This window comes from Micromonospora mangrovicola (assembly GCF_047200535.1).
In the GTDB taxonomy this organism is placed as follows: domain Bacteria; phylum Actinomycetota; class Actinomycetes; order Mycobacteriales; family Micromonosporaceae; genus Micromonospora.
In genome coordinates this window covers 43,639-64,710 of the sequence record NZ_JBJZOG010000012.1, presented here as the reverse complement: position 1 = coordinate 64,710, position 21,072 = coordinate 43,639, and the positions used below count along the sequence as shown (strand labels likewise).

The following is a 21,072-nucleotide window of genomic DNA, read 5'->3' as shown; positions in this document are numbered from 1 at the left end:
ACGCTGACCGGCGGAGGGTGTGGGATCCGAACCCGCGACGTAGACCAGCTTCGGGACAGCGACCACTTCGGTTCGGAGCGTCACCACCCGGACCACCCGTCAGCGTCCCGACGTTTACCCCACCTGCTCAGGGGCAAGCGCAGCCGTCGGTGAGATGAGGACGGGGGAGCCAGGTCAGGTGGACTCGTACCCTGCGGTGGAAGACCACGGCTTGATCGGCGACCTGCAGACCGCGGCGCTGGTGTCCACGGACGGGACGGTGGACTGGTTCTGTGCTCCGCGGTTCGATTCGCCGAGCGTGTTCGGTGGTCTGCTCGATCGGCGGAAGGGCGGCTACTTCAAGATCTCTCCTGAGGGCGTCGAATACGACAGCAAGCAGCTGTATCTTCCCGGCACGCCGATCCTGATCACCCGCTTCCTCAGCGCCGACGGGGTGGGTGAGCTCATGGACTTCATGCCCGTCGCGGGAGAGCGCCCGACCGATTGCCACCGCCTGATCCGCATGGTCCGGATCGTTCGAGGCACCATGCGGTTCCGCTCCGAATGCCGACCCCGGTTCAACTACGGGCGGGATCCGCACGAGCTTGACACGTACCCGGATGGAGAGGTCTTTCGCAGTCCCGGCCTCACCCTCACCCTCAATCACGTCGGTTTCGGCGAAACCAAGGTCGGCCCGGAGATCCGCCACGGCGAGGGAGGCGTCTGCATCTTCGGCACCTTCCACGAGGGCGACTACGGCGGGGTGGTCCTCGAAACCGGGTCGCCTGATCCGCCGCGCCCCATCTCGACGGAGGAGGTGCGCGACCTGTTCGTGCAGACCCGCGACTTCTGGCGACGCTGGATCGGTCGCTCCCGGTACACCGGCCGCTGGCGAGAGACGGTCGAGCGGTCCGCGATGACGCTCAAACTCATGACGTACGCACCGACCGGCGCGGTGATCGCCGCCCCCACCGCCGGGTTGCCGGAGCAGGTCGGCGGTCCACGCAACTGGGACTACCGCTACTGCTGGATCCGCGACGCGTCCCTTTCGATGAGCGCGCTGCTCCGACTGGGCTTCACCGACGAAGCTGTCCAGTACGGGCGGTGGCTCGGCGACCGACTTCGAAACGCCAGGGAAGAGGGCCCACCACTACAGATCATGTACCGCGTCGACGGCTCACCGGATCTCACCGAGGAGGTGCTGGACCACCTCGAGGGATACCGCGGATCAGCACCGGTGCGGATAGGCAACGCCGCCGCCGGTCAACTGCAGCTCGACATCTACGGCGAGCTGCTCAATGGGTACTACCTCGCCGTCGATTACGGCGTGGAGATGACTCACCGGGCGTGGCTGCGCGTGGTGCGAATGATCGACTGGCTCTGCGACAACTGGGACCAGCCCGAGGACGGGATCTGGGAAATTCGCGGCGAACGCCGGAACTTCACCTCCGGGCGCATGAGTTCCTGGATGGCCTTCGACCGGGCCATCCGCCTCGCGGACCGATATGGGCGACCCGCCGACACCACGCGGTGGGCAAGCGCCCGCAACCGCGTCTACGAGCAGATCATGGCGCGTGGCTTCCACCCCGGACGCGGCACCTTCGTGCAGCACTACGAGACCGACCTTTTGGACGCGTCGCTGCTCGCCATGGCCGGCTCCGGATTCGTGTCACCACAGGGCCCGATGTACCTGTCGACGTTGCAGGCCATAGACGCGGAACTCGTCTCCGACAGCCTCGTCTACCGGTACAGCCCGAGCGCCTCACCCGACGGCCTGGCCGGCGCCGAGAGCACCTTCACCCTCTGCACCTTCTGGTACGTCCAGGCCCTCGCACACTGCGGACGTCTCGACGACGCCAGGCTGACCTTCGAGAAGATGCTCACCTACGGCAGCACCGTCGGCCTCTACTCGGAGGAGATCGCACCCACCGGCCACCAGAACGGCAACTTTCCCCAGGCGTTCAGCCACCTCGCACTGATCAACGCCGCGATGACCCTCGACCAGTTCCTCGACGCCAGCTGACACCAGCCGGATGCCTGATGCCGTGCTGTGGCCATGACCCCACCCCGACCCCGGCCGACGACCGCCCTGCCCGGCCGGCACGGTCGGACGCGTGTTAATGTTCCTCCCCGTTGCCAGCGAGCGCCGCTAGCTCAACTGGCAGAGCAGCGGACTCTTAATCCGCGGGTTCGGGGTTCGAGTCCCTGGCGGCGCACCAGCAATGAAGGCCCTGGCCTGGCGTTCCACGCCGGGTCGGGGCCTTTTCCGTGTTCCGGCGGCGGCCTGGATCCTGGTGCGGTGTGGTGGCTCGCTCCCCGCCTCTACGTCGAGCCGACGAGACGCGAGGTCGGCTCGGTGGTGCTGCGTGGTCCCGGCACAGCCTCACCCCGGAACGTCCGGCGGTAGGCGTCCGGCGGTACGCCGACCGTGCGGTGGAAGTGGCGGCGCAGCGTCGTCGCCGTGCCCATGCCCGCGGCCGAGGCGATGGTGTCGACGCTGTCGTCCGTGGTCTCCAGCAGCTCCTGCGCGCGGCGGATCCGTTGCGTCAGCAGCCACTGCAGCGGGGTGGTGCCGGTTACCGAGCGGAAGTGGCGCGCCAGGTGGCGCGAGCTCATGTTCGCGTGGCGGGCCAGGTCCTCGACGGTGAGCGGCTGGTCCAGTCGCCGCATCACCCAGGGGAGCAGCTCGGCCAGGGGATGGCCGTCCTGGTCGGGTACCGGTGTGGTGACGAACTGGGCCTGGCCACCAGCGCGGTGGGGCGGCACGACCAGGCGGCGGGCGACGACGTTGGCGATCACCGAGCCGTGGTCGCGTCGGACCAGATGCAGGCACAGGTCCATCGCCGCAGCTTTCCCCGCGGCCGTGAGTACACGTCCGTTGTCGACGTAGAGCACGTCCGGATCGACGTTCACCCGCGGATAGCGTGCGGCCAGTTGCCCGGTGTGGGCCCAGTGCGTGGTCGCGCTGAGCCCGTCCAGCAGGCCGGCGGCGGCGAGCACGAACACGCCGGTACACAGGGAGACCACCCGCGCGCCCGCCTCGTGGGCCGCGTGTACCGCCTCGACCAGGTCGGCCGGCGGCTCCTGGTCGACGTCCGCGAGGGCCGGGACGATCACGGTGCCGGCGTGCACCAGTCGGTCGAGCCCGCAGTCCGGCTCCAGCAGGAACCGGCCGACTCTCACGGTGTGCGTGCCGCACACCGTGACGTCGTACCAGGGGCCCGGCAGGGCGGCCGGTGCGGAGCCGAAGACCTCATAGGCCAGGGCCAGCTCGAAGTGCAGCATCCCGTCGGTAGCGGCGACCGCGACGGAGCGCGGGGCAGAACTCATGTCGAGAATTGTACGGGTCATGTCGTTCCGGACACTGGCACCGCCGGGTCGACGGGGACAGGATCTTCCCAGTGGATCACTTCCAGCACTCAGGAGCAGGCATGGCAACGGATCGGAACGCAGCGGTGTTCGGCGCCTACGGGCACACCGGGCGGTTCGTGGTCGCGGAACTGCGCGAGCGCGGATACGTCCCGCTGGCCCTCGGTCGCGACCCGGACAAGCTGCTGACGCTGGAGCGGGCTCACCCGGGGCTCGAGACGCGGCAGGCGTCGGTCGACGATCCGGCCTCGCTCGACCGCGCGCTGGACGGCGCCGCCGCTGTGATCAACTGCGCCGGGCCCTTCGCCTCGACCGCAGCCCCGCTCGTCGAGGCGGCGGTGCGCGCCGGCATCCCGTATGTCGACGTGGCGGCCGAGATCGAGGCGAACCTCGACACGTTCGCGCACTTCGCGGAGCGCGCCCGCGCCGCGGGCACCGTGGTGGTCCCGGCGATGGCCTTCTACGGCGGCCTCGGCGACCTGCTGGTCACCGCCGCGATGGGCGACTGGCCGGCGGCGGACGAGGCACACGTCGCCTACGGCCTCAGCAGCTGGCACCCCACTGCCGGAACGGTCGCTTCCGGCGTCGTGTCGGGGCAGCGACGCAGTGGCCGCCGGGTCCGCTACACCGGCGGGCAGCTGGAATACCACGACGACGCTCTGCCGACCCTGGAGTGGCCCTTCCCGGCCCCGCTCGGCCCGCAGAGCGTGATCGGAGAGTTCACCATGGCCGACGTCGTCACCATTCCCAGCCACCTGGCCATCCCGGAGGTCCGCACCTACATGACCGCCAAGGCGGCCGAGGAGCTCTCCGCTCCGGGCGCGTCCGCACCGACCGCCGTCGACGAGCGCGGCCGCTCCGCGCAGACCTTCGTCGTCGACGTCCTCGTCCGTTCCGGCGGCACGGAGCGCCGCGTTGTCGCCGCCGGTCAGGACATCTACGCCATCAGTGCGCCGCTCGCGGTGGAGGCCGTCGACCGCATCCTCACCGGCCGGACCAGGACCACCGGCGTCGCCTCCGCGGGCGCGGCCTTCGACGCCGGAGACTTCCTCCGCGCCCTGTCGCCGCATCTCTCGCTGCACTTCCCGCTCGACGTACGCGGCTGACCGGGTCGGCACGCGCTGGACGACGTGGCGTTTCCTCGCCCGGCGACTCCCGCCGCCGACGCACATCACCAACGATCAGGGTTCCCGAGGAGAGAGAAGCCATGTCCATCGCCTATGTCACGGTGACCATCCTCGCCGCCGTCTTCACCGGCAGCGCCGCCGTCACGTACCTGATCGGCCACGACTATCCCAAGGCCCAGATGCGGATGAAGCGGCTGCCGCTGTCGTGGGGGCCGGTTCGGGCAGCCTGCTCGCCGCGGGGTCCCTGGGGCTGCTGGCCGGGTTCGCCCTGCCATGGCTGGGCGACCTGGCCGCGGTCGGCCTCGTCCTCTACTTCATCGGCGCGCTCATCGCCCACCTGCGGGTGGGCTCGCGCAAGCTCGTCGGCTGGGCCGTGTTCTTCGCGATCGAAGTCGCTGCTCTGGCAGTGAACCTCGGCCACCACAGCCCCTGGTGACGGTGGCGCATCGGTGTGCCACCCGCGTTCGCGCAGCGTGGCACACCGATGCCCGGGCGGTGGTGGCGTGCTCGGCCAGTGATCAGCGTCCCGCGCCGTCATGGCGACCGGCGCGCCGGTGTCTTGAGGCCGAACGCCTCGAAACGGAGGAGACACCAGCTACACCAAGACGTCGTCGGTCGGGTCGGCGTCGCTGGCCGCCCTGCTGGAAAGTCCGCCGATGGGTGGTCGGCGAGCGACGGCCGGCGCCTACGCTCCGCCGGCCGCGGCGCACCAGCGACAACGGCTCCGGCCCGGTGGTTTCTGCACCGGGTCGGAGCTTCCTCTGTGGTCACCACAGTGTGCCGGGGGTGCGGGTGGCGTGCCCACCCCCGCCGCGTCCGTGGTGGAGCGGGCTAACGGTTGCGCCGGGTGATGTGCCGAAGCCTGCGTTCGACGCCCCCACCCGCCCGGGTCCTCAGTCGCGACAGGACCTCCTCGTACCGGCGGTCCGCCTTCTGGCTGAGGGACTCGGCGTGCCCGAGCATGGCGACGATCGTTTCGATCGCCGTCTCGAGGATCTGACCGTCGTCGAGCTCGTCGGGGGTGCGGCTCTGCTTCATGCCGGCCGGCCGGAGCTCGTCGAGATTGCCCACGATCTGGCAGGGGTAGTCCTGGAGTTCCTTGATCTGCTGTTCGGCGAGATCGCTCACCCACTCGGCCTTGTCCAGGCCGACGCCGAATTTGATCCCGTTCTCACGCTGCCTCAGCACCGCGTCGACCAGGTGACGCTGGACGACCTTCTGGTACGGCGTCCGGAGCGGGTACCTGTCTCCCAACGCCTGGTTGACGCGTCGGAGTACCTCGGCTTCGGCGGCGCCGAGCGAGGGATTCGAGGTGGGGGCCTCGAGTTCGCACAGCCCGTCCGGGATGTTCATGATGCCGGCGAAGCGGTGCCACAGGACGTCGTGCGGGGCGCCGGGACGAGGGACCGTCACCAGGTGCCGTCGCTCGGCAGGGACCAGGTCGCCCCACCGGCGAAGCATCCGGGCGGGGGTGTAGTTGTCCCAGAAGGTGTCGAACTTCCCGAGCTCGACGGCTCGGATGAAGTCCTGGAAGCGCCAGGCGCTGCGGGCCCGGATGCTCTGCTGCCACGTCGAAGGGAAGGTGCGCCACAGATCGCGTCCCGCCACGATGACGTGGACCTCGGCGGGTTGCAGGCTCTCCACCGCGCGGGTCGCCTGCTCCCGGGTGGCCGCGCCGAGCCCCTCGTTGCTGATGATCACGTCACCGGGCCACGCGCGGGCCTTCGTGGCCAGCCGGTCCCACGTCCAGCGCACGTCGGCGTCCCGCCAGTACACCTGACGCAGGTCGGTCATCGCCTGGTCATGGGCCTTGGCGGTCCCCGGCAGCAGGATGCCGGCCCGCTTCAAGCCACTCCTGTTGTTCCAGAGCACATGCTGTACGTAGGTGCTACCCGTCTTCGGGGCACCGATGTGCAGGTAGACGCGTCTGGCCATGCTGCCTCCCGGGCGGGATCACGCGCTTGATCGGCGGTGGTCGGGTCCGTGGGCTCCCAGGGTGGCATACGGGTGACGGGGGTCGGTGCAGCGGGCGGCCCGGGCCGCGACCCGGATTCAGCTTTCGCGTGTCCACATCGAACCGGTGCGCCACGTCCGGGTCCCGTCGCCACCGGGGCGGGGCCGGCCGCAACTGTGGCCCGGGGCTTGCCGTCAACCAGTGGTTGACGGCAAGGTTTCGTCAACCTATGGTTGACGCATGACCGAACCTTTGAAGATGACCCACCCGGTGCGTCTCGACGACCTGATCGAGGGCATCAAGAAGGCGCACACCGACGCGCTGGACCAACTCGCCGACGCCGTCCTGGTCGCCGACCATCTGGGCGACGTCGCCGACCACCTGATCGGCCACTTCGTGGACCAGGCGCGCCGCTCCGGCGCCTCGTGGACGGAGATCGGCCGCAGCATGGGCGTCAGCAAGCAGGCCGCGCAGAAGCGCTCCGCCGCCAAGGCGGAGACGGCCGCGGCGCTGGACCCGAGTGCCGGCTTCGGCCGGTTCACCCCCCGGGCTCGCAACGTCGTGATGGCCTCGCAGAAGGAGGCACGGGCGGCCGGCAACGCCGAGATCGGTCCGGGACACCTGGCGCTGGGTCTGCTGGTCGACCCGGAAGCGCTCGCCCCCAAGCTGATCGAGGCGCGGGGGATGTCCCTGGAGAGCTTCCGGGAGGCGATCGTCGCGACGCTGCCGGCGCGGGTCGAGCAGGTCCCGGACCTGATCCCGTACGACGCGCGGGGCAAGAAGGCACTGGAGCTGACCTTCCGGGAGGCGCTGCGACTCGGGCACAACTACATCGGTACGGAGCACATTCTGCTCGCCCTGATCGAGGAGGAGGGCGGCGACGGTCCGCTCACCCGCCTCGGCCTGGACAAGGGCACGATGGAGGAGGCGCTCGCCGAGGCGCTCGCCGAGATCGCCCGGAAGATGGCCTGAGCCCGTCGGGCCGGGCACCCGCCACGGGGCGCGTGCCCGGCCGACTGATGGTCAGTCGACGGCGGGGAAGCCGTACCGGGCGGCGTGCTCCGGGTCGGCCGGGTCGACCTGGCGCAGACCGGCGTCGGCGAGCCGCTTGTTGACCTCGTCGAGGTGCTCGCGCACCAGCCGGGCCTCCTCGTCGGTGACCTTGCCCCGGTGCGGCCTGCCGGCGTGCTCGATGGTGCCGTAGTCGAGCTTCTCGGCGCCGCGGCGCACCTTCGGCGGCTTCACCCGCTCGGCGGTGCGCAGCAGCTGTGCCATCGGCACGTCGGTGGCCATGGCGTCGAACTCGCTGGCGGTGAGCACCACCCGGCGCGGTTCGCCGCCGGCGTGCCGGTCGTGGATCTCCACCACCGCCACGTCCAACGCCGCGTCGTCGATGTTCTCCACCTCGACGGGGGTGGCGTCCAGTTGCACGGGCCCGGCCACCAGGTCCGGGTGCTCCAGTACGACGACCTTGACCACCTCGTCGTCGGGGCGCAGCACCTGGCCGCTGAAGTCGGAGACGTGGATCGTCTTCTTGCCCATGCGTCGGTTTTCTCCTGTCGTGGACCGGGATTTCGGACCAGAAGACGCTACCCGACACATGTGCGAAGACCGGTGGTGGCTTGCCCGGGTGTGTCGTCGGTTTCCCCGCCGGGTCAGCGGGTGTTGAGGTCGCGCCGGTTCGCGGCGCCGGCCGGCAGCGCGTTCAGTTCGGCCCAGGAGAGGGTCGCCGCTGCGCGGTTCTCCCGGTACCGGGGCTGCGCCGGGAACCGTCCGGCGCCCTCGACGGCCTGCCAGCTGCGCTCGGTGTCCTGCTGGTACCGGTCATTCGGCTGATTCGGCATGACCATTACCGTCCCAGAAAAAGTTTTACATGTATGGAAATGAATATGACGCGGGATCGATGCGTCAGGTTCCCGCCGCCGGCAGCCGGACCACGAACCGGCAGCCATCGGTGATGTTCTGTACGTCTACCCGACCGCCGTGCGCGTCAATCAGCCCGCGCACGATCGCCAGTCCCAGCCCGCCCGAGCCCTCGACGCCGCCGTTGCCCGGGCGTGGCGTCCGCGCCGGCTCGCCCCGGAACGCCACGTCGAACAGTCGGGGCAGATCCGCCTCGGGGATGCCGCCACAGGTGTCGGCCACGGCCAGCCACGCGCTGTCGGAGTCCCGGCCGGCCTCCACCCGTACCGTGCCGTCCTCGGGGGTGTAGCGGATCGCGTTGAGCAGCAGGTTGGCCACCACCCGGGCCAGCTCCGGCTCGCTCCCGGTCACCGTCGGCCAGCCCGACTCGGCGGCGACCAGCCGGATCCGGCGGGCGGCGGCCAGCGGCGCGGTGCCGGCCAGGGCGTCCGAGACCACGTCGCCCAGCGGCACCGCGGACAGCGTCAGCCGCAGCGCGCCCGCGTTGATCCGGGACAGCTCGAACAGGTCGTCGACCAGCCGGGTCATCCGGTCGGTCTCCACCCGGATCCGGCGGTGGTACTCGTCGACCGTCTCCCGGTCGCGGACCACCCCGTCCTCGAGCGCCTCGGCCATCGCGCGCAGCCCGGCGAGCGGAGTGCGCAGGTCGTGCGAGACCCAGGCGACCAGGTCCCGGCGGCCCTTCTCGATCCGGCGCTCCCGCTCGCGCGCCTGGTCCGCCCAGACAGCCGCGGTGGCCAGCCGGCGGCCGAAGAGCCAGCCCACCGCCAGGCTGACCACCGCGGCGGCGGAGATCGTGATCAGCACGACCTCCAGGTCGTGCGGGGAGAGGAACATCGCCTCGGCGATGACCGCCACCCCGGCCACCACCGCGCCGACCGTCATGGTCAGCAGCACGAAGATGTGCACGGTGATCGACCGGCCGCGCAGCAGCCGCAGGGTGACCGCGCCGGCCACCCCGACGCCGAGCGCCGCGACCAGCGCCACCCCGAAGATCAGCGCCAGGTCACGCATCGGCCGGCTCGTAGCGGTAGCCGACGCCCCACACGGTGACGATCCGCCGGGGATTCGCCGGGTCGGTCTCGATCTTCTCGCGGAGCCGGCGCACGTGGACGGTCACCGTCGACTGATCGCCGAAGCTCCACCCCCACACCCGCTCCAGCAGCTCAGCCCGGCGGAACGCCCGCGCCGGGTGGCGCATCAGGTGGGCCAGCAGGTCGAACTCCCGCAGGGTCAGGGTCAGCTCCCGGCCGTGCAGCCGGGCCACCCGGGGACCGGTCTCCACCTCCAGGCCGTCGTCGGCCAGCATCTCCGGAACCACCTCGGCGACCTCGCCGCCGGACCGGCGCAGCACCGAACGGACCCGCAGCACCAGCTCCCGGGGGGAGAACGGCTTGCCCAGGTAGTCGTCCGCGCCCAGTTGCAGGCCGAGGATCCGGTCGGCCTCGTCGCCGCGCGCGGTCAGCATGACGATGGGTACGCCGTCCGGCCGCTCCCGTAGCCGCCGGCAGACCTCCAGCCCGTCCAGGACCGGCAGCATCAGGTCCAGCACCACCAGGTGCGGTGGACGCCGGGCCACCGCGGTCAGCGCGGCCGCCCCGTCACCGACGTGCTCCACCTCGTAGCCGGCGTGCTCCAGGTACCGGCACACCACGTCGGCCACCGTCCGGTCGTCGTCGACCACCAGTACCCGTTGCGCCACCGTGACCTCCCCTGCGTGCCGCACAGCGTATCGGCGGACGGGGTGGTGCCGGTGTTGCGAGGTCCTTACGGCCGGATCCGGCGGGCCGGCCGGGCGGGTCGCGCGTACCGTGATCACGGCGAGACAAGGCGGACCCCGGCGGGTGAGGAGGTGTGGCCCTGGTGCTCGACCGCCGGTTGTTTTTGCACCTGGCGACCTGGTTGGGGCAGTGGCCGGCCGGTCCCGGGCTGCACGTGGTCCGGTCGTACCGGCGTGCCCGGCCGGCGTGGGACGGCCGGCTGCGGCCGGCCGTGGCGGTCCGCGCCCCCGGGTGCACGGTCCTGTCCGTGCCGCCCGACCGGGTCGACGCGGTCCGGGCCCTGGTCCGGGGTCGGTCGGTGGCGGAGCTGCTGCCGCGCCTGCCGGCGGCGGTCGGGGTGCCGGAGTTCATCACCCACGCCGGCGTCTTCCGTTGGTGTACCGCCCCGGAGCCGCTGCCGGACGTCGGGGACTGGATCCCGCCGACGTCCTGCGGCCTGCCGGCCTGGCTGCGCCTCTTCGACCGCGAGGTGCTGGTGGTGCGGGACGCCGGCGGGCGGTACCTGGCGGGCGCCGGCATCAAGCGGCACGACGCGTTCGGGCACGAACTGGCCGTCGGCACGGTTCCGGCGGCCCGGGGGCGGGGGCTGGCCCGCCGGCTGGTGGCCCAGGCGGCCCGGCGGGTGCTCGACGACGGGGCCGTGCCGACCTACCTGCACAGTGTCGACAACCACGCCTCGGCGCGGGTGGCCGAGGCGGCCGGTTTCCCGGACCAGGGCTGGTCGTCGGTCAGGGTCGTTCCGCGCTGACCGCGCGAGCGGGCGCGAACCGTGGATCCCGGGCCGGATCCACGGTCCGCAGCCCCTCCTCCCAGGTCCCGTCACTGGTAACGCTAAGTGTCCGGACGTGGCCGGGCAAGGGGCGTCGGGGGGCGACGCTGTCTGCTAGTGGACTGAGCTGCGGATGATGGTGGCGGCCGTCGACCCCGCGTCAGTGACGCAGCGTGTGGATGAGGGTGAGTACCTGGCGGGTGACCGGCCGCAGCACGCGCAGCCGGGACAGCCCCACCAGCCGATCGATCAGCGGCACCGCGCCGTCGATCAGCTGCCGCGTACGGGCCTGCTCCGGCGAGCGGTCGTGCACCCAGTAGAGCACCACCCCCATGTACGCCAGCCAGAGCAGCTCCGGCAGCGCCGGGCGCAGTTCCGGGTCCACCCGGGCGGTGGAGCCCTCCAGCGCCTCGCGGAAGAGCGCGATCGACGCCTCCCGGGACGGGGAGGACTCGGCGGAGAACGGGCTCAGCGGCGAGGTCGGCTCGGCCGCCGTCTTGAAGAAGCTGGCCGCGAACGAGTGGTACGGCGTCAGCACGTCCACCCCGGCGTGCAGCACCCCGGCCAGCCGGGCGGCGAAGTCCCGCTCCCGGTCCAGCACCGGCGCCGCCGCCGTCTGGTGTTCCTGCTGGGTGCCCGCGTAGAACTCCTGGATCAGGTGGTCCTTGGAGTTGAAGTAGTAGTAGGCGTTGCCGACCGCCACGCCGGCCTCCTGGGCGATGGCGCGCATGGTGGTGCGCGCGTACCCCCGCTCGCGGAACAGCCGCATCGCGGTGTCCAGGATCAGCTGGCGGGTCTGCTCACCCCGGGCGGTCGCCCCGGCGGCCGGGCTACCCGCAGCGGTCGTCGGCGCAGTCTGTTCGGTCATCGTCGTCACCGTATCCCGGGTCCGGCCGGGGTTCCCGGACCAGCTCGCGTACCGAGGAGGCGGTGGCCACCAGCCGCCGGGCCAGCGGCAGCAGGTGCGGGCGGGCCAGGCGTTCGGCGGTGGCCCGGTGGTCCGCGAGGGCCCAGAGGCAGGCGAACCACGCGCCGTCGCCCGCGTACACCGCGCCGGTGTCGGCGACCACGGTCAGGTCCCGCAGCGTCGCGTCGTGGTCGAGTCCCGGGAAGCGCCGCCGGGCCTCCGCCGAGCCGGCTGGCACGAACTCCAGGGGGACGAGCTGGTCGCGCGACGCGAGCCACTGCCGGGCGGCCCGGCAGACCGGGCAGTGCTCGTCGTACAGGACGGTGAACCCGCGGATCCCACCGGCCCCGTGCCCGGTGGGATCCGTCGGGCGCCCGCCCGGGGCGACGGTCATCGCGGCGGGACGGGCGGCTTCGGGCCGGCCGTCGGGCCGGCGGGCATCGGGCCGGCGGGCCCGACCAGGCGGGAACCGGGCTGGGCCGGCAGGTGGCCGACCGGAGCGAGCGGCGGGTGGCCGGCCGCCTGCTGCTGGCGGAGCCGGCCGCGCCGGTACCGGCCCAGCGCGAAGACGTTGAAGAAGTGCAGCGCGCCGAGTACCAGCAGCACCAAGCCGACCTTCATGGAGAGTTGCTCCAGCGCCTCGCTGGTGGTCCGCACCGGATCGGCCTCCTTCATGGCGACCGTCACGTAGCCGAGGTTGAGCAGGTAGAACCCGACCACCAGGAGCCTGTTCACCGCGTCGGCCAGCCGCTTGTCGGCGAAGACGTCCTCCAGGAACACCAGCCCGTTGCGGGACAGCGTCCGGGCCACCCAGACGGTCAGACCGACGCTGACCGCCAGGTAGGCCAGGTACATCCAGACCTTCACGTCCATCTCGTCGCCTTTCTTGAACGCGTTCAAAATCCTGGACGCGCTAAGCGTACGACGGATTTTGAACGCGTTCAAGTACGGGGTGATGTCATGATCCGCCCGTGGCCCGTCCCTGGGGTGCCGGGTATGGTCGCGACGACGACACATCGGGGTGGGGCGGGCAGGTCATGGAGATCCGGACGCGGGACGCGGGGCCGGGACGCGTGGTCCTTGCCCCGGTCGGCGAGCTCGATCTGGCCAGCGCCCACCAGTTCGACCGCGCGGTGGACGGGCTCCTCGACCGGCCGGACCTGGTGGAGATCGTGGTCGATCTCGGCGCGGTCCCGTTCCTCGACTCGACCGGGGTGACCACCCTGCTCCGGGGCGCGGCCGAGGCGGTCGGCCGGGGTGCCACCCTGCGGGTGGTCGACCCGCGGCCGGTGGTGGCCCGGGTGCTGCGGACCACCGCGGTCGACGCGCTGCTCAATCTCGCCGGCGGGGGTGTCGACGACGGTTCGATCGGGCCGGGCGGCCGCCGCTGAACCGGCCCACCGCCCGGCCTGCGACAGTGCGGGACGGTGGTGCGCGGGCGGCCCGTCGGCGCTCGGCCGGTCCGCGGCCGCCCGCGGCGTGGCTCAGCCGGTCAGGCCGAGCACCTGCGCCGCCGCGCGGCCGTTCGCGTGGCTGGCGCCGTAGGTGGTGACGAAGGCGCGGGCACCGGTCGGGCGCCAGTCGCTCGGCCAGCCCATCTCGACCACGGTCACCGGGTGCGCGGCGGCCAGCGCCTCGACCAGTTCCCGCGCCCCGGCCAGCCGGTGCAGATGGCGACCGACCAGCACGATGGGCCGGTCGCCGGCACGCCGGCGCAGGTCCTCCGGCGCGGTCTCCCCGGCCACCGCGCGGACCTCCTCGGCGCCGGCCAGGTGCGGGCCCAGCCCCCACGGCACCCGCCCCTCGGCGATGGTGGAGGTGGCGTGCAGCTGCACCACCAGCGGTGCGGTCAGGCCGGTGAGGTCGCCCTCGACGCGTACCGCCCGCAACGCGGCGGCGTAGCCGAGCCCGTCGGGCGCCGGGGTCGGGATGCCCTCGGCGGCGCGCCAGCCGGCCAGCTCGGCGGCCCGGCCGGCGGCCTCCTCGACCCGGGCCCGCTCCAGCCGGCCGTCGTCGAGCGCGCCGACGATCTCCTCGGCCACCTGTTCCACCAGCCCGGCGTCCACCTTGGCGCCGATGCAGAGCAGGTCCGCGCCGGCGGCGAGGGCGCGGACCGCGGCGGGCCCGACCCCGCCGGCCGTCAGCGCGGCGCCCTTCATCTCCAGCGCGTCGGTGATCACGGCGCCGGTGAAGCCGTACTCGTGGCGCAGCAGGTCGACCAGGACCGCCCGGCTGAACGTGGCCGGGCCGTCGCCGGTCAGCGCGGGCACCCGGATGTGCGCGGTCATGATCGCGCGTACCCCGGCGTCGATCACGGCGGCGAAGGGCGGCAGGTCCCGCTCGCGCAGCACCGCCGCGGGCACGTCGACCGTGGGCAGCTCGTGATGGGAGTCGGCGACCGTCGCGCCGTGCCCGGGGAAGTGCTTGGCGCAGGCGGCGACCCCGCTGGTCTGGAGGCCGGCGACCGCGGCGGCCGCGTGGGCGGCCACCCGGGCCGGGTCCGCGCCGAACGAGCGGGTGCCGATCACCGGGTTCTCGTCGGCGGTGTTCACGTCGACGGTGGGTGCCAGGTCGACGGTGATGCCGAGGGCGGCCAGCTCCGCGCCGATCGCCGCGTACACCTGGCGGGTCAGGGTCAGGTCGTCGACCGCGCCCAGGGCGGCGTTGCCGGGGTACGGGCTGCCGGTCGCGTGGGCAAGCCGGGTGACGTCGCCGCCCTCCTCGTCAATCGCGACGATGACGTCCGGGCGGCCGGCGCGCAGCGCGGCGGTGGTCGCCGCGACCTGGGCCGGGTCGTGGATGTTGGTGCCGAACAGGGTGTGCCCGGCGAGCCCTTCGGCGAGCAGGTCGACCGCCCAGTCGGGCGGAACCGGCCCCGGGTACGCGGCCAGCAGCGTGCTCAGCGCCAGCCGCCGGAGTCCTGGATCCAACCCCACGAGTATCCCCTTTCCCTGCCGGATCGTCCGGCGACTCCGGAGCGGGGTGGCCGATACGCTAACGGGCGCCCCGCCGAAGGTGTTTTATGGTTAGCAAACTTTACTGAAAATAGAGGACGTGGTATGAGTGCGACCCGCCTGCCCGGCACCCCCCGCCTGCTGCGGGCGCTGAACGACCGCGCGGCGCTGGAGCTGCTCCTCGAACGCGGGCCGCTCACCCGGGCTCGGATCGGCGAGCTGACCGGGCTCTCCAAGGTCACCGCCTCTCAGCTGGTGGAGCGGCTGGAGGAGCGCGGCCTGGTCACCCGGGTCGGCGAGCAGGCCGGCGGGCGGGGCCCGAACGCCCAGCTCTACGCGGTGCGCCCGGGCAGCGCGTACGTGATCGGGGTGGACGTCGGCGCGGAGCGGGTGGTGGCGGCCTGCGCGGACATCACCGGCGCGGTCGTCGGCCGGGTCGAGCAGTCCACCCGGGACACCGACGACCCGGTGGGTGTGGTGCACAACGCCGTGGTCCAGGTGGCGAGCAGCGCCGGCGCGGAGCTGTCCAGCGTGCGGCGGGTGGTGCTGGGCACCCCCGGCCTGGTGGATCCGGGCACCGGCGACATCACTTTCGCGTTCAACCTGCCGCGGTGGCACAGCGGGCTGCTCGCGGCCCTCCGCGAGGATCTGCGCATCCCGGTGGTCTTCGAGAACGACGTCAACCTGGCCGCCGTCGCCGAGGCCCAGTCCGGCGCGGCCCAGGGCATGTCGGATTTCGTGCTGGTCTGGGTGGGCGCGGGCGTGGGTCTGGCCATCGTGCTGGGCGGACGGCTGCACCACGGCAGCAGCGGCGCGGCCGGCGAGATCGGCTACCTGCCGGTGCCCGGCGTACCCATCCCGCGGGACGTCTCGAAGCGGGCCAAGCCGGCGTTCCAACAGCTCGCGGGCGCCGACGCGGTCCGTGCGGTGGCCGCCGAGCACGGCTTCGCCGTGGCCGACGCGGCGGAGGCGGTACGCGCCGCGATCGCCGCCGGCGCGGCCGGCGGCCCGATGCTGGACGAGCTGGCCCGCCGGTTGGCGCTCGGCGTGGCGAGCACCTGCGTGGTGCTCGACCCGCCGCTGGTGGTGCTCGCCGGCGAGGTGGGTCAGGCCGGCGGGGCGGCGCTGGCCGAGCGGGTGCAGCACGAGGTCGCCGCCATCACTCTGGTCCGGCCGCGGGTGGTCGCCACGGGGCTGACCGAGGAGCCGATCCTGCGCGGCGCGCTGCGGACCGCGCTGGACGCGGTGCGCGACGAGGTGTTCGGCTCCACGGTCGGCTGACCGTCCGTCCGCCGCCGCCCGTCCCGCCATGTGAAGGAATTCTTCACGAGGGTGGGGTGTAACTGCAAGGAGTTGCCGGGTGCGGGCCTCCGGGAGGCCCGCACCCGGCGGACTCAGATCAGGTCCCGGCGGCGGAACGTGGTGAACGCGGCGGCGACCAGCCCGACGGCCAGGGTGAGCAGCACCGCCAGCCCCGCGGGCCAGCCGATCGCGTAGGTGCCGTCGCAGAAACCCGAGCCGGCGTCGCAGGCGAAGCGGTCCCAGAACCGGACCTCGCCGCTGAGCCAGGCGGCCACATAGCTGGAGAGCATCCAGCGCTCCGGCTGGGCGGCTTCGACGATGTCCAGCACCAGGCGCGCGCCCAGTTCCCACACCACCAGGTACGCGGCCACCGTGCCGAGCGCCGCCGCGGTGTGCCGGCCCAGGGTGGCGATGGCGAAGCCGAGCGCCCCGGCCAGCAGCACCAGCCCCAACCCGCGCCCGTACGTGGCGCCCAGCGACGCCCAGAACTCGCCGTCCATCCCGCCGGGGAACCCGGCCGCCTGGCCGATCAGCCAGAACACCCCCATATACGCCGCCGACGCCAGCGCGGAGAGCCCCAGCAACGCGCCGAGCAGCGTGCCCAGCTTCGCGCCGAGCACCGCCCAGCGGCGGGGCCGCCACAGCAACAGGTTGACCACCCCGCCCGAGTTCAGGTCGGCGCCGATGTAGGAGGCGCCGACCAGGAACCCGAAGAGCACCAGGAAGGCGATCAGGAAGTAGAGCAGCGGCTTGGCCTTCTGGGCGAAGACGAAGACCCCGACCAGGTAGTTCGCCGCGGTGATCGGCTCGCTGCGCAGGGCCGGGTCCACCTCGGCGCAGTTCCGCGGGATGTAGTCGTCCTCGTCCGGAACGACTTCGCCCGCCTTGATCCGGAGGCAGCGGTTGTGCGCCGCCTCCAGGGTGGCCACCTCCTCGGCCGCCTGGGCCCGGGCCCGGCTCAGTTCCTCGGACGTCGGCCGGTGCGAGCCGGCCAGCGTGGTGGCCACCGTCACCGCGAAGGCGATCAGCAGCAGCACCACCATCAGCTGCACGAACCGGCGGGCGGCGAGCCGCTCCACCTCGGCACGGACCAGGTTCACGCGTCCACCTCCCGGCTCTCGCGCGCGTCGAGATCGATCACCATGTCGTGCGGCGCCGCGTCGTCCACCTGCCGCGGCAGCGCCGGGTGCGGGACGTCGCCGGTCAGCTCCAGGAAGACGCTCTCCAGGTCCGGCCGGAGCGGGACCAGTTCGCGCACCCAGAGGCCCTGCTCGCCCAGCGTGCGGCTGATCACCTCGGGGTCGTCGACCCCGGCGACCACCAGGTGGCCGGGGTGCGCGGTGACCGACACGCCGATTCCGCCCAGCAGCGCCGCGGCGCGCTCCGGCTCGGCCACCCGGACCCGCCACTCGTGCTGGTCGAAGCCGGCCAGCACCTCGTCCACCCGGCCGTGGGCCACCCGTCGGCCCCGGCTGATGATCGTCACGTGGTCGCAGATGAGTTGGATCTCGGCCAGGATGTGGCTGGAGAGCAGCACGGTCACCCCGGCCGCGGCGAGCGCCCCCATCAGGTCCCGCATCTCCCGGATGCCGGCCGGGTCCAGGCCGTTCGCCGGCTCGTCGAGGATCAGCAGCTCCGGGCTCTTCAGCAACGCCGACGCGACGGCCAGCCGCTGCTTCATGCCCAGCGAGTAGCCCTTGACCCGCTCGTCGGCCCGGTCGCGCAGGCCGACCTGCTCCAGCACCTCGTCGACGCGGGTGGTCGGCACGCCCCCGGCCAGCGCCAGCAGCCGCAGCGTGCGACGTCCTGTGAAGTTGGCGAAGAACTGCGGGCTCTCCACGATCGCGCCGACCCGCCCCGCCACCTCCGGCAGGCGATCGGGCGACTCGGCGCCGAGGATGCTCATCCGTCCACCGTCGGCCCGGACCAGCCCGAGCAGGGCGCGTAGCGTGGTGGTCTTGCCCGAGCCGTTCGGCCCGAGGAAGCCGTGCACCTGTCCGGACTCGACCAGCAGGTCGAAGCCGTCGACGGCGACCCGGCGCCCCTGGCGCAGGGTGTGGAACGTCTTCCGGAGACCGGTGATCTCGATGACCGCGCTCATCCGCGCGGCTCCTCGGGGCGGTCGGGCATGCGGGGTCCTCCCGGTGTGGTGACCAACGACACGGCGCCTCACCCTAAGGTGGCGGCCCCGCCCGTGGGGGGCAGCGCGCGGCCTGCGTGGTTGGATGGACCGGTGACTGGTGACCTGATCCCCGGCGCCGCCGGCGCCCCCGCCCCCTCGACCGTGGACGCGGATCTGGTGGTCAGCCTCGACGGCGTGGGCGTCAAGCGCTCCGGCACCGCGCTGGTGCACGACGTCGACTGGCGGGTCGAACTGGACGAACGGTGGGTGGTGCTCGGCCCGAACGGAGCCGGCAAGACCACCCTGCTCAACCTGGCCGCCGGACGGTTGCACCCAACCACCGGCACCGCGCACGTCCTCGGCGAGCGGATCGGCCGTACCGACGTCAACGAGCTGCGGATGCGGATCGGCCTGTCCACCGCGACCCTCGCCGAGCGGATCCCCGCCGACGAGCGGGTGAGCGACGTCGTGGTGACCGCCGCCTGGTCGGTGGTCGGCCGCTGGCGGGAGAGCTACGACCGCACCGACGAGGTCCGCGCCCGCGCCCTGCTCGGCCAGCTCGGCATCGGCCACCTCGCCGAGCGGGCGTACGGCACGCTGTCGGAGGGCGAGCGCAAGCGGGTGCAGATCGCCCGCGCCCTGATGACCGACCCCGAGCTGCTCCTGCTCGACGAGCCCGCCGCCGGGCTCGACCTCGGTGGGCGGGAGGACCTGGTCGCCCGGCTCGCCGAGCTGGCGTACGACCCGGACGCCCCGGCCCTGGTGCTGGTGACCCACCACGTCGAGGAGATCCCGCCCGGCTTCACCCACGCGCTGCTGCTGCGCGAGGGCGGCGTGGTGGCGCAGGGCCTGCTCGCCGAGACGCTCACCGCCGACAACCTGTCGAAGACGTTCGGCCTGCCGCTGGTCGTCGAGCGGTCAGGCGACCGCTGGACCGCCCGCGCGGCCTGACCCCGGGAGGACCCCGTGCAGCAGACCCGGGTGGCCGTGGTCGGCAGCGCCAACATGGACCTGGTCGGCACGGCCGCCGCGCTGCCCCGCCCGGGGGAGACCGTGCTCGGCAGCGACTTCGTCATGCTGCCCGGCGGCAAGGGCGCCAACCAGGCCATCGCCGCGGTCCGGGCCGGGGCGTCCTGCGTCTTCCTCGGCGCGATCGGCTCGGACGCCTTCGGGGTCACCCTCAAGGCCCGGATCACGGCGGCCGGGGTGGACGCCGGCCAGCTCCGGGTGGTGTACGGCACCTCCGGTGTCGCCCTGGTCATGGTCGGCGCGGCGGGGGAGAACGCCATCCTGGTCACCCCCGGCGCCAACGGGGCGTTCACCGGCCTCACCGAGGGTGAGCTGGATGCCGTACGCGAGGCGGACGTGCTGGTCGCGCAGCTGGAGGTGCCCGTCGAGACGGTGACCGAGGCGGCGGTGGCGGCCCGGGCGGCCGGTACCCGGGTGGTGCTCAACGCGGCGCCGGCCCGGCCGGTGCCGGCGGAGCTGCTCGCCGCGGTGGACCTGCTGGTGGTAAACGAGCCCGAGGCGCAGGCGCTGACCGGGCGGGGCCGGGACGAGCCGGCCGCGCTGCTGGCGCTGGTGCCGCGGGCGGTGCTCACCCTTAGCGGGGAGGGCGCCTGGTACGTCGACCGGGACGGGACGGCGGCGCACGTCCCGGCGGTGAAGGTCGACGTGGTGGACACCACCGCCGCCGGTGACGCGTTCACCGCCGCCCTCGCGGTGGCCTGGGGCGAGGGGCGCGAGCTGGTCGACGCGGTGCGCTGGGCCGCGGCGGCCGGGGCGGCCTGCGTCCGCCGGCTCGGCGCGTCGGTGGCGCTGCCCGGCCGGGCGGAGATCGACGAGCTCTACACCCCGGTCTGAGCGGTCAGGCCGCCCCGGACCGGAACGCCCGCCGGTACGCCGACGGTGAGATCCGCATCGCCCGGCCGAAGTGGTGCCGGTAGGTGACCGGGCTGTCGAACCCGACCGCCGCGGCGATCTCGACGACCGGGGCATCGGTCGTCTCCAGCAGGGCCAGGCTGGCCCGGACCCGCTGGTCGATCAGCCAGCGGATCGGGCTGGTGCCGGTGGCCCGGGCGAAATGCCGCAGGTAGCTGCGGTCCGACAGGTGCGCCTGCCCGGCCAGCGTCGCGACGGTCAGCGGCTCGGCCAGGTGCCGCACCGCCCAGGCCATGCTGGCGGCGATCCGGTCGTCGTCCGGGTCGACGCCCACCGGCGCCTCGATGAACTGGGCCTGCCCGCCGTCGCGGTGCGGCGGGATCACCAGCCGGCGGGCGACCGCGTTGGCCACCGCCGCGCCGAAGTCGTTGCGGACGACGTGCACGCAGAGGTCGAGCCCGGCGGCGCTGCCCGCGCTGGTGAGGACGTCCCCGTCGTCGAGGTAGAGCACGTCCGGGTCGACGGTGACCGCCGGGTGCCGGCGGGCCAGCAGGTCCGCGTACCGCCAGTGGGTGGTGGCCCGGCGGCCGTCGAGCAGTCCCGCGCCGGCCAGGGCGAACGCGCCGGAGCAGATCGACATCAGCCGGGCGCCCCGGTGGTGCGCCCGGCGCAACGCGGCCACCAGCTCCGGCGACGGGTCGGCGGTCACGTCCGGCACCCCGGGCAGGATCACCGTGCCCGCCGAGGCCAGGTCCGCCAGGCCGTGCGGGGTGTGCAGGGCGGCGCCGCCGACCACCGGCACCGGGCCGGGCCGCTCCGCGCAGACGACGAGCCGGTACCAGTCGACCTCCAGCTCGGGCCGGGGCAGCCCGAACACCTCGGTGACGATGCCGGTCTCGAACACCGACATCCCCGGATACGCGAGCACCGCCACGGTGCGGTCGACAGGAGCCATGGCGGGATGTTAGCGAAGGACGGCGATCACGCCACTCCCGACGCTGCCG

At 72.9% G+C, this 21,072-nt stretch carries 21 protein-coding genes, 1 tRNA gene and 1 pseudogene; 10 read left to right on the top strand and 13 right to left on the bottom strand.

Annotated features, from left to right (window positions below; all coding sequences use genetic code 11):
- Nucleotides 1-178: 178 nt before the first annotated feature.
- Both ACL02O_RS07805 and ACL02O_RS07800 read left to right on the top strand, forming a co-directional pair.
- Nucleotides 179-2,002: a glycoside hydrolase family 15 protein gene (locus ACL02O_RS07805; RefSeq protein ID WP_412817298.1), complete on the top strand. Its 1,824-nt coding sequence runs from the start codon at nucleotides 179-181 to the stop codon at nucleotides 2,000-2,002.
- 120 nt (nucleotides 2,003-2,122) lie between these two features.
- Nucleotides 2,123-2,198, top strand: a tRNA-Lys gene (locus tag ACL02O_RS07800).
- A gap of 103 nt (nucleotides 2,199-2,301) precedes the next feature.
- Here ACL02O_RS07800 and ACL02O_RS07795 read toward each other — a convergent pair.
- Nucleotides 2,302-3,309, bottom strand: coding sequence for a helix-turn-helix domain-containing protein (locus ACL02O_RS07795; protein WP_412817297.1), 1,008 nt, complete (start codon nucleotides 3,307-3,309; stop codon nucleotides 2,302-2,304).
- A 101-nt stretch (nucleotides 3,310-3,410) separates the two neighbouring features.
- Between ACL02O_RS07795 and ACL02O_RS07790 the strand changes: the two genes are divergently transcribed.
- Together ACL02O_RS07790 and ACL02O_RS07785 are read left to right on the top strand one after the other, a co-directional pair.
- The gene (locus ACL02O_RS07790; RefSeq protein ID WP_412817296.1) at nucleotides 3,411-4,454 is read left to right on the top strand and encodes a saccharopine dehydrogenase family protein; all 1,044 of its coding nucleotides are present in this window, start codon (nucleotides 3,411-3,413) and stop codon (nucleotides 4,452-4,454) included.
- 101 nt (nucleotides 4,455-4,555) lie between these two features.
- A pseudogene (locus ACL02O_RS07785) lies at nucleotides 4,556-4,911 on the top strand (DoxX family protein).
- Nucleotides 4,912-5,306: 395 nt separating this feature from the next.
- On the opposite strand, the gene ACL02O_RS07780 reads toward ACL02O_RS07785, so the two are convergent.
- Nucleotides 5,307-6,410, bottom strand: coding sequence for a hypothetical protein (locus ACL02O_RS07780; RefSeq protein WP_412817295.1), 1,104 nt, complete (start codon nucleotides 6,408-6,410; stop codon nucleotides 5,307-5,309).
- A 259-nt stretch (nucleotides 6,411-6,669) separates the two neighbouring features.
- Here ACL02O_RS07780 and ACL02O_RS07775 point away from each other — a divergent pair, with 259 nt between their 5' ends.
- Nucleotides 6,670-7,401 carry a Clp protease N-terminal domain-containing protein gene (locus ACL02O_RS07775; protein WP_412817294.1) on the top strand — a complete coding sequence of 244 codons (732 nt, stop codon included), beginning with the start codon at nucleotides 6,670-6,672 and terminating at the stop codon, nucleotides 7,399-7,401.
- A 51-nt stretch (nucleotides 7,402-7,452) separates the two neighbouring features.
- On the opposite strand, the gene ACL02O_RS07770 is transcribed toward ACL02O_RS07775, so the two are convergent.
- The 4 genes from ACL02O_RS07770 to ACL02O_RS07755 all read right to left on the bottom strand — a co-directional run bounded on the left by ACL02O_RS07770 (nucleotide 7,453) and on the right by ACL02O_RS07755 (nucleotide 10,054).
- Nucleotides 7,453-7,971 carry a hypothetical protein gene (locus ACL02O_RS07770; RefSeq protein ID WP_412817293.1) on the bottom strand — a complete coding sequence of 173 codons (519 nt, stop codon included), beginning with the start codon at nucleotides 7,969-7,971 and terminating at the stop codon, nucleotides 7,453-7,455.
- A gap of 113 nt (nucleotides 7,972-8,084) precedes the next feature.
- Entirely contained in the window at nucleotides 8,085-8,273 is a 189-nt protein-coding gene (locus ACL02O_RS07765) for a DNA repair protein (protein WP_412817292.1), read from the bottom strand.
- Nucleotides 8,274-8,337: 64 nt separating this feature from the next.
- Nucleotides 8,338-9,366, bottom strand: coding sequence for a sensor histidine kinase (locus ACL02O_RS07760; RefSeq protein ID WP_412817291.1), 1,029 nt, complete (start codon nucleotides 9,364-9,366; stop codon nucleotides 8,338-8,340).
- Nucleotides 9,359-10,054, bottom strand: a complete 696-nt coding sequence (locus tag ACL02O_RS07755; RefSeq protein ID WP_412817290.1) for a response regulator transcription factor — start codon at nucleotides 10,052-10,054, stop codon at nucleotides 9,359-9,361. Before ACL02O_RS07755 ends, ACL02O_RS07760 begins: the two co-directional genes overlap by 8 nt.
- Before the next feature lie 161 nt (nucleotides 10,055-10,215).
- On the opposite strand from ACL02O_RS07755, the gene ACL02O_RS07750 reads away from it, so the two are divergent.
- Nucleotides 10,216-10,881 carry a GNAT family N-acetyltransferase gene (locus tag ACL02O_RS07750; RefSeq protein WP_412817334.1) on the top strand — a complete coding sequence of 222 codons (666 nt, stop codon included), beginning with the start codon at nucleotides 10,216-10,218 and terminating at the stop codon, nucleotides 10,879-10,881.
- 181 nt (nucleotides 10,882-11,062) lie between these two features.
- Here the strand turns inward: ACL02O_RS07750 and ACL02O_RS07745 are convergent, their stop codons facing one another.
- Genes ACL02O_RS07745 through ACL02O_RS07735 form a run of 3 tightly spaced genes read right to left on the bottom strand, consistent with a single transcriptional unit; the run spans nucleotide 11,063 to nucleotide 12,682 of the window.
- Nucleotides 11,063-11,770 carry a TetR family transcriptional regulator gene (locus ACL02O_RS07745; RefSeq protein WP_412817289.1) on the bottom strand — a complete coding sequence of 236 codons (708 nt, stop codon included), beginning with the start codon at nucleotides 11,768-11,770 and terminating at the stop codon, nucleotides 11,063-11,065.
- A complete protein-coding gene (locus ACL02O_RS07740; protein WP_412817288.1) occupies nucleotides 11,733-12,203 on the bottom strand; it encodes a thiol-disulfide oxidoreductase DCC family protein in 471 nt (156 codons plus the stop codon). Before ACL02O_RS07740 ends, ACL02O_RS07745 begins: the two co-directional genes overlap by 38 nt.
- Nucleotides 12,200-12,682: a hypothetical protein gene (locus tag ACL02O_RS07735; protein WP_412817287.1), complete on the bottom strand. Its 483-nt coding sequence runs from the start codon at nucleotides 12,680-12,682 to the stop codon at nucleotides 12,200-12,202. Before ACL02O_RS07735 ends, ACL02O_RS07740 begins: the two co-directional genes overlap by 4 nt.
- Before the next feature lie 164 nt (nucleotides 12,683-12,846).
- On the opposite strand from ACL02O_RS07735, the gene ACL02O_RS07730 reads away from it, so the two are divergent.
- Nucleotides 12,847-13,200: an STAS domain-containing protein gene (locus tag ACL02O_RS07730; protein ID WP_412817286.1), complete on the top strand. Its 354-nt coding sequence runs from the start codon at nucleotides 12,847-12,849 to the stop codon at nucleotides 13,198-13,200.
- A 93-nt stretch (nucleotides 13,201-13,293) separates the two neighbouring features.
- Here the strand turns inward: ACL02O_RS07730 and ACL02O_RS07725 are convergent, their stop codons facing one another.
- The gene (locus ACL02O_RS07725) at nucleotides 13,294-14,745 is read right to left on the bottom strand and encodes a glycoside hydrolase family 3 N-terminal domain-containing protein (protein ID WP_412817285.1); all 1,452 of its coding nucleotides are present in this window, start codon (nucleotides 14,743-14,745) and stop codon (nucleotides 13,294-13,296) included.
- A gap of 123 nt (nucleotides 14,746-14,868) precedes the next feature.
- On the opposite strand from ACL02O_RS07725, the gene ACL02O_RS07720 reads away from it, so the two are divergent.
- The gene (locus ACL02O_RS07720; RefSeq protein WP_412817284.1) at nucleotides 14,869-16,044 is read left to right on the top strand and encodes an ROK family transcriptional regulator; all 1,176 of its coding nucleotides are present in this window, start codon (nucleotides 14,869-14,871) and stop codon (nucleotides 16,042-16,044) included.
- Between the two features lie 113 nt (nucleotides 16,045-16,157).
- Here ACL02O_RS07720 and ACL02O_RS07715 read toward each other — a convergent pair whose 3' ends face one another.
- Nucleotides 16,158-17,165: an ABC transporter permease subunit gene (locus ACL02O_RS07715; RefSeq protein ID WP_412817283.1), complete on the bottom strand. Its 1,008-nt coding sequence runs from the start codon at nucleotides 17,163-17,165 to the stop codon at nucleotides 16,158-16,160.
- Entirely contained in the window at nucleotides 17,162-18,166 is a 1,005-nt protein-coding gene (locus ACL02O_RS07710) for an ABC transporter ATP-binding protein (protein WP_412817282.1), read from the bottom strand. Before ACL02O_RS07710 ends, ACL02O_RS07715 begins: the two co-directional genes overlap by 4 nt.
- A gap of 132 nt (nucleotides 18,167-18,298) precedes the next feature.
- On the opposite strand from ACL02O_RS07710, the gene ACL02O_RS07705 reads away from it, so the two are divergent.
- Both ACL02O_RS07705 and ACL02O_RS07700 read left to right on the top strand, forming a co-directional pair.
- On the top strand, nucleotides 18,299-19,138 hold the full coding sequence (locus ACL02O_RS07705) for an ABC transporter ATP-binding protein (RefSeq protein WP_412817281.1): 840 nt from the start codon (nucleotides 18,299-18,301) through the stop codon (nucleotides 19,136-19,138).
- A 15-nt stretch (nucleotides 19,139-19,153) separates the two neighbouring features.
- A complete protein-coding gene (locus ACL02O_RS07700) occupies nucleotides 19,154-20,050 on the top strand; it encodes a ribokinase (RefSeq protein WP_412817280.1) in 897 nt (298 codons plus the stop codon).
- Nucleotides 20,051-20,054: 4 nt separating this feature from the next.
- On the opposite strand, the gene ACL02O_RS07695 is transcribed toward ACL02O_RS07700, so the two are convergent.
- Nucleotides 20,055-21,023: a helix-turn-helix domain-containing protein gene (locus ACL02O_RS07695; protein ID WP_412817279.1), complete on the bottom strand. Its 969-nt coding sequence runs from the start codon at nucleotides 21,021-21,023 to the stop codon at nucleotides 20,055-20,057.
- Between the last annotated feature and the right edge of the window lie 49 nt (nucleotides 21,024-21,072).

What these genes read in the sequence shown, in the direction of transcription:
- ACL02O_RS07795 (WP_412817297.1), bottom strand. Translation starts at nt 3,309, where the DNA reads ATGAGTTCTGCCCCGCGCTCCGTCGCGGTCGCCGCTACCGACGGGATG.
- ACL02O_RS07790 (WP_412817296.1), top strand. Translation starts at nt 3,411, where the DNA reads ATGGCAACGGATCGGAACGCAGCGGTGTTCGGCGCCTACGGGCACACC.
- ACL02O_RS07780 (WP_412817295.1), bottom strand. Translation starts at nt 6,410, where the DNA reads ATGGCCAGACGCGTCTACCTGCACATCGGTGCCCCGAAGACGGGTAGC.
- ACL02O_RS07775 (WP_412817294.1), top strand. Translation starts at nt 6,670, where the DNA reads ATGACCGAACCTTTGAAGATGACCCACCCGGTGCGTCTCGACGACCTG.
- ACL02O_RS07770 (WP_412817293.1), bottom strand. Translation starts at nt 7,971, where the DNA reads ATGGGCAAGAAGACGATCCACGTCTCCGACTTCAGCGGCCAGGTGCTG.
- ACL02O_RS07765 (WP_412817292.1), bottom strand. Translation starts at nt 8,273, where the DNA reads ATGCCGAATCAGCCGAATGACCGGTACCAGCAGGACACCGAGCGCAGC.
- ACL02O_RS07760 (WP_412817291.1), bottom strand. Translation starts at nt 9,366, where the DNA reads ATGCGTGACCTGGCGCTGATCTTCGGGGTGGCGCTGGTCGCGGCGCTC.
- ACL02O_RS07745 (WP_412817289.1), bottom strand. Translation starts at nt 11,770, where the DNA reads ATGACCGAACAGACTGCGCCGACGACCGCTGCGGGTAGCCCGGCCGCC.
- ACL02O_RS07740 (WP_412817288.1), bottom strand. Translation starts at nt 12,203, where the DNA reads ATGACCGTCGCCCCGGGCGGGCGCCCGACGGATCCCACCGGGCACGGG.
- ACL02O_RS07735 (WP_412817287.1), bottom strand. Translation starts at nt 12,682, where the DNA reads ATGGACGTGAAGGTCTGGATGTACCTGGCCTACCTGGCGGTCAGCGTC.
- ACL02O_RS07730 (WP_412817286.1), top strand. Translation starts at nt 12,847, where the DNA reads ATGGAGATCCGGACGCGGGACGCGGGGCCGGGACGCGTGGTCCTTGCC.
- ACL02O_RS07720 (WP_412817284.1), top strand. Translation starts at nt 14,869, where the DNA reads ATGAGTGCGACCCGCCTGCCCGGCACCCCCCGCCTGCTGCGGGCGCTG.
- ACL02O_RS07710 (WP_412817282.1), bottom strand. Translation starts at nt 18,166, where the DNA reads ATGAGCGCGGTCATCGAGATCACCGGTCTCCGGAAGACGTTCCACACC.
- ACL02O_RS07695 (WP_412817279.1), bottom strand. Translation starts at nt 21,023, where the DNA reads ATGGCTCCTGTCGACCGCACCGTGGCGGTGCTCGCGTATCCGGGGATG.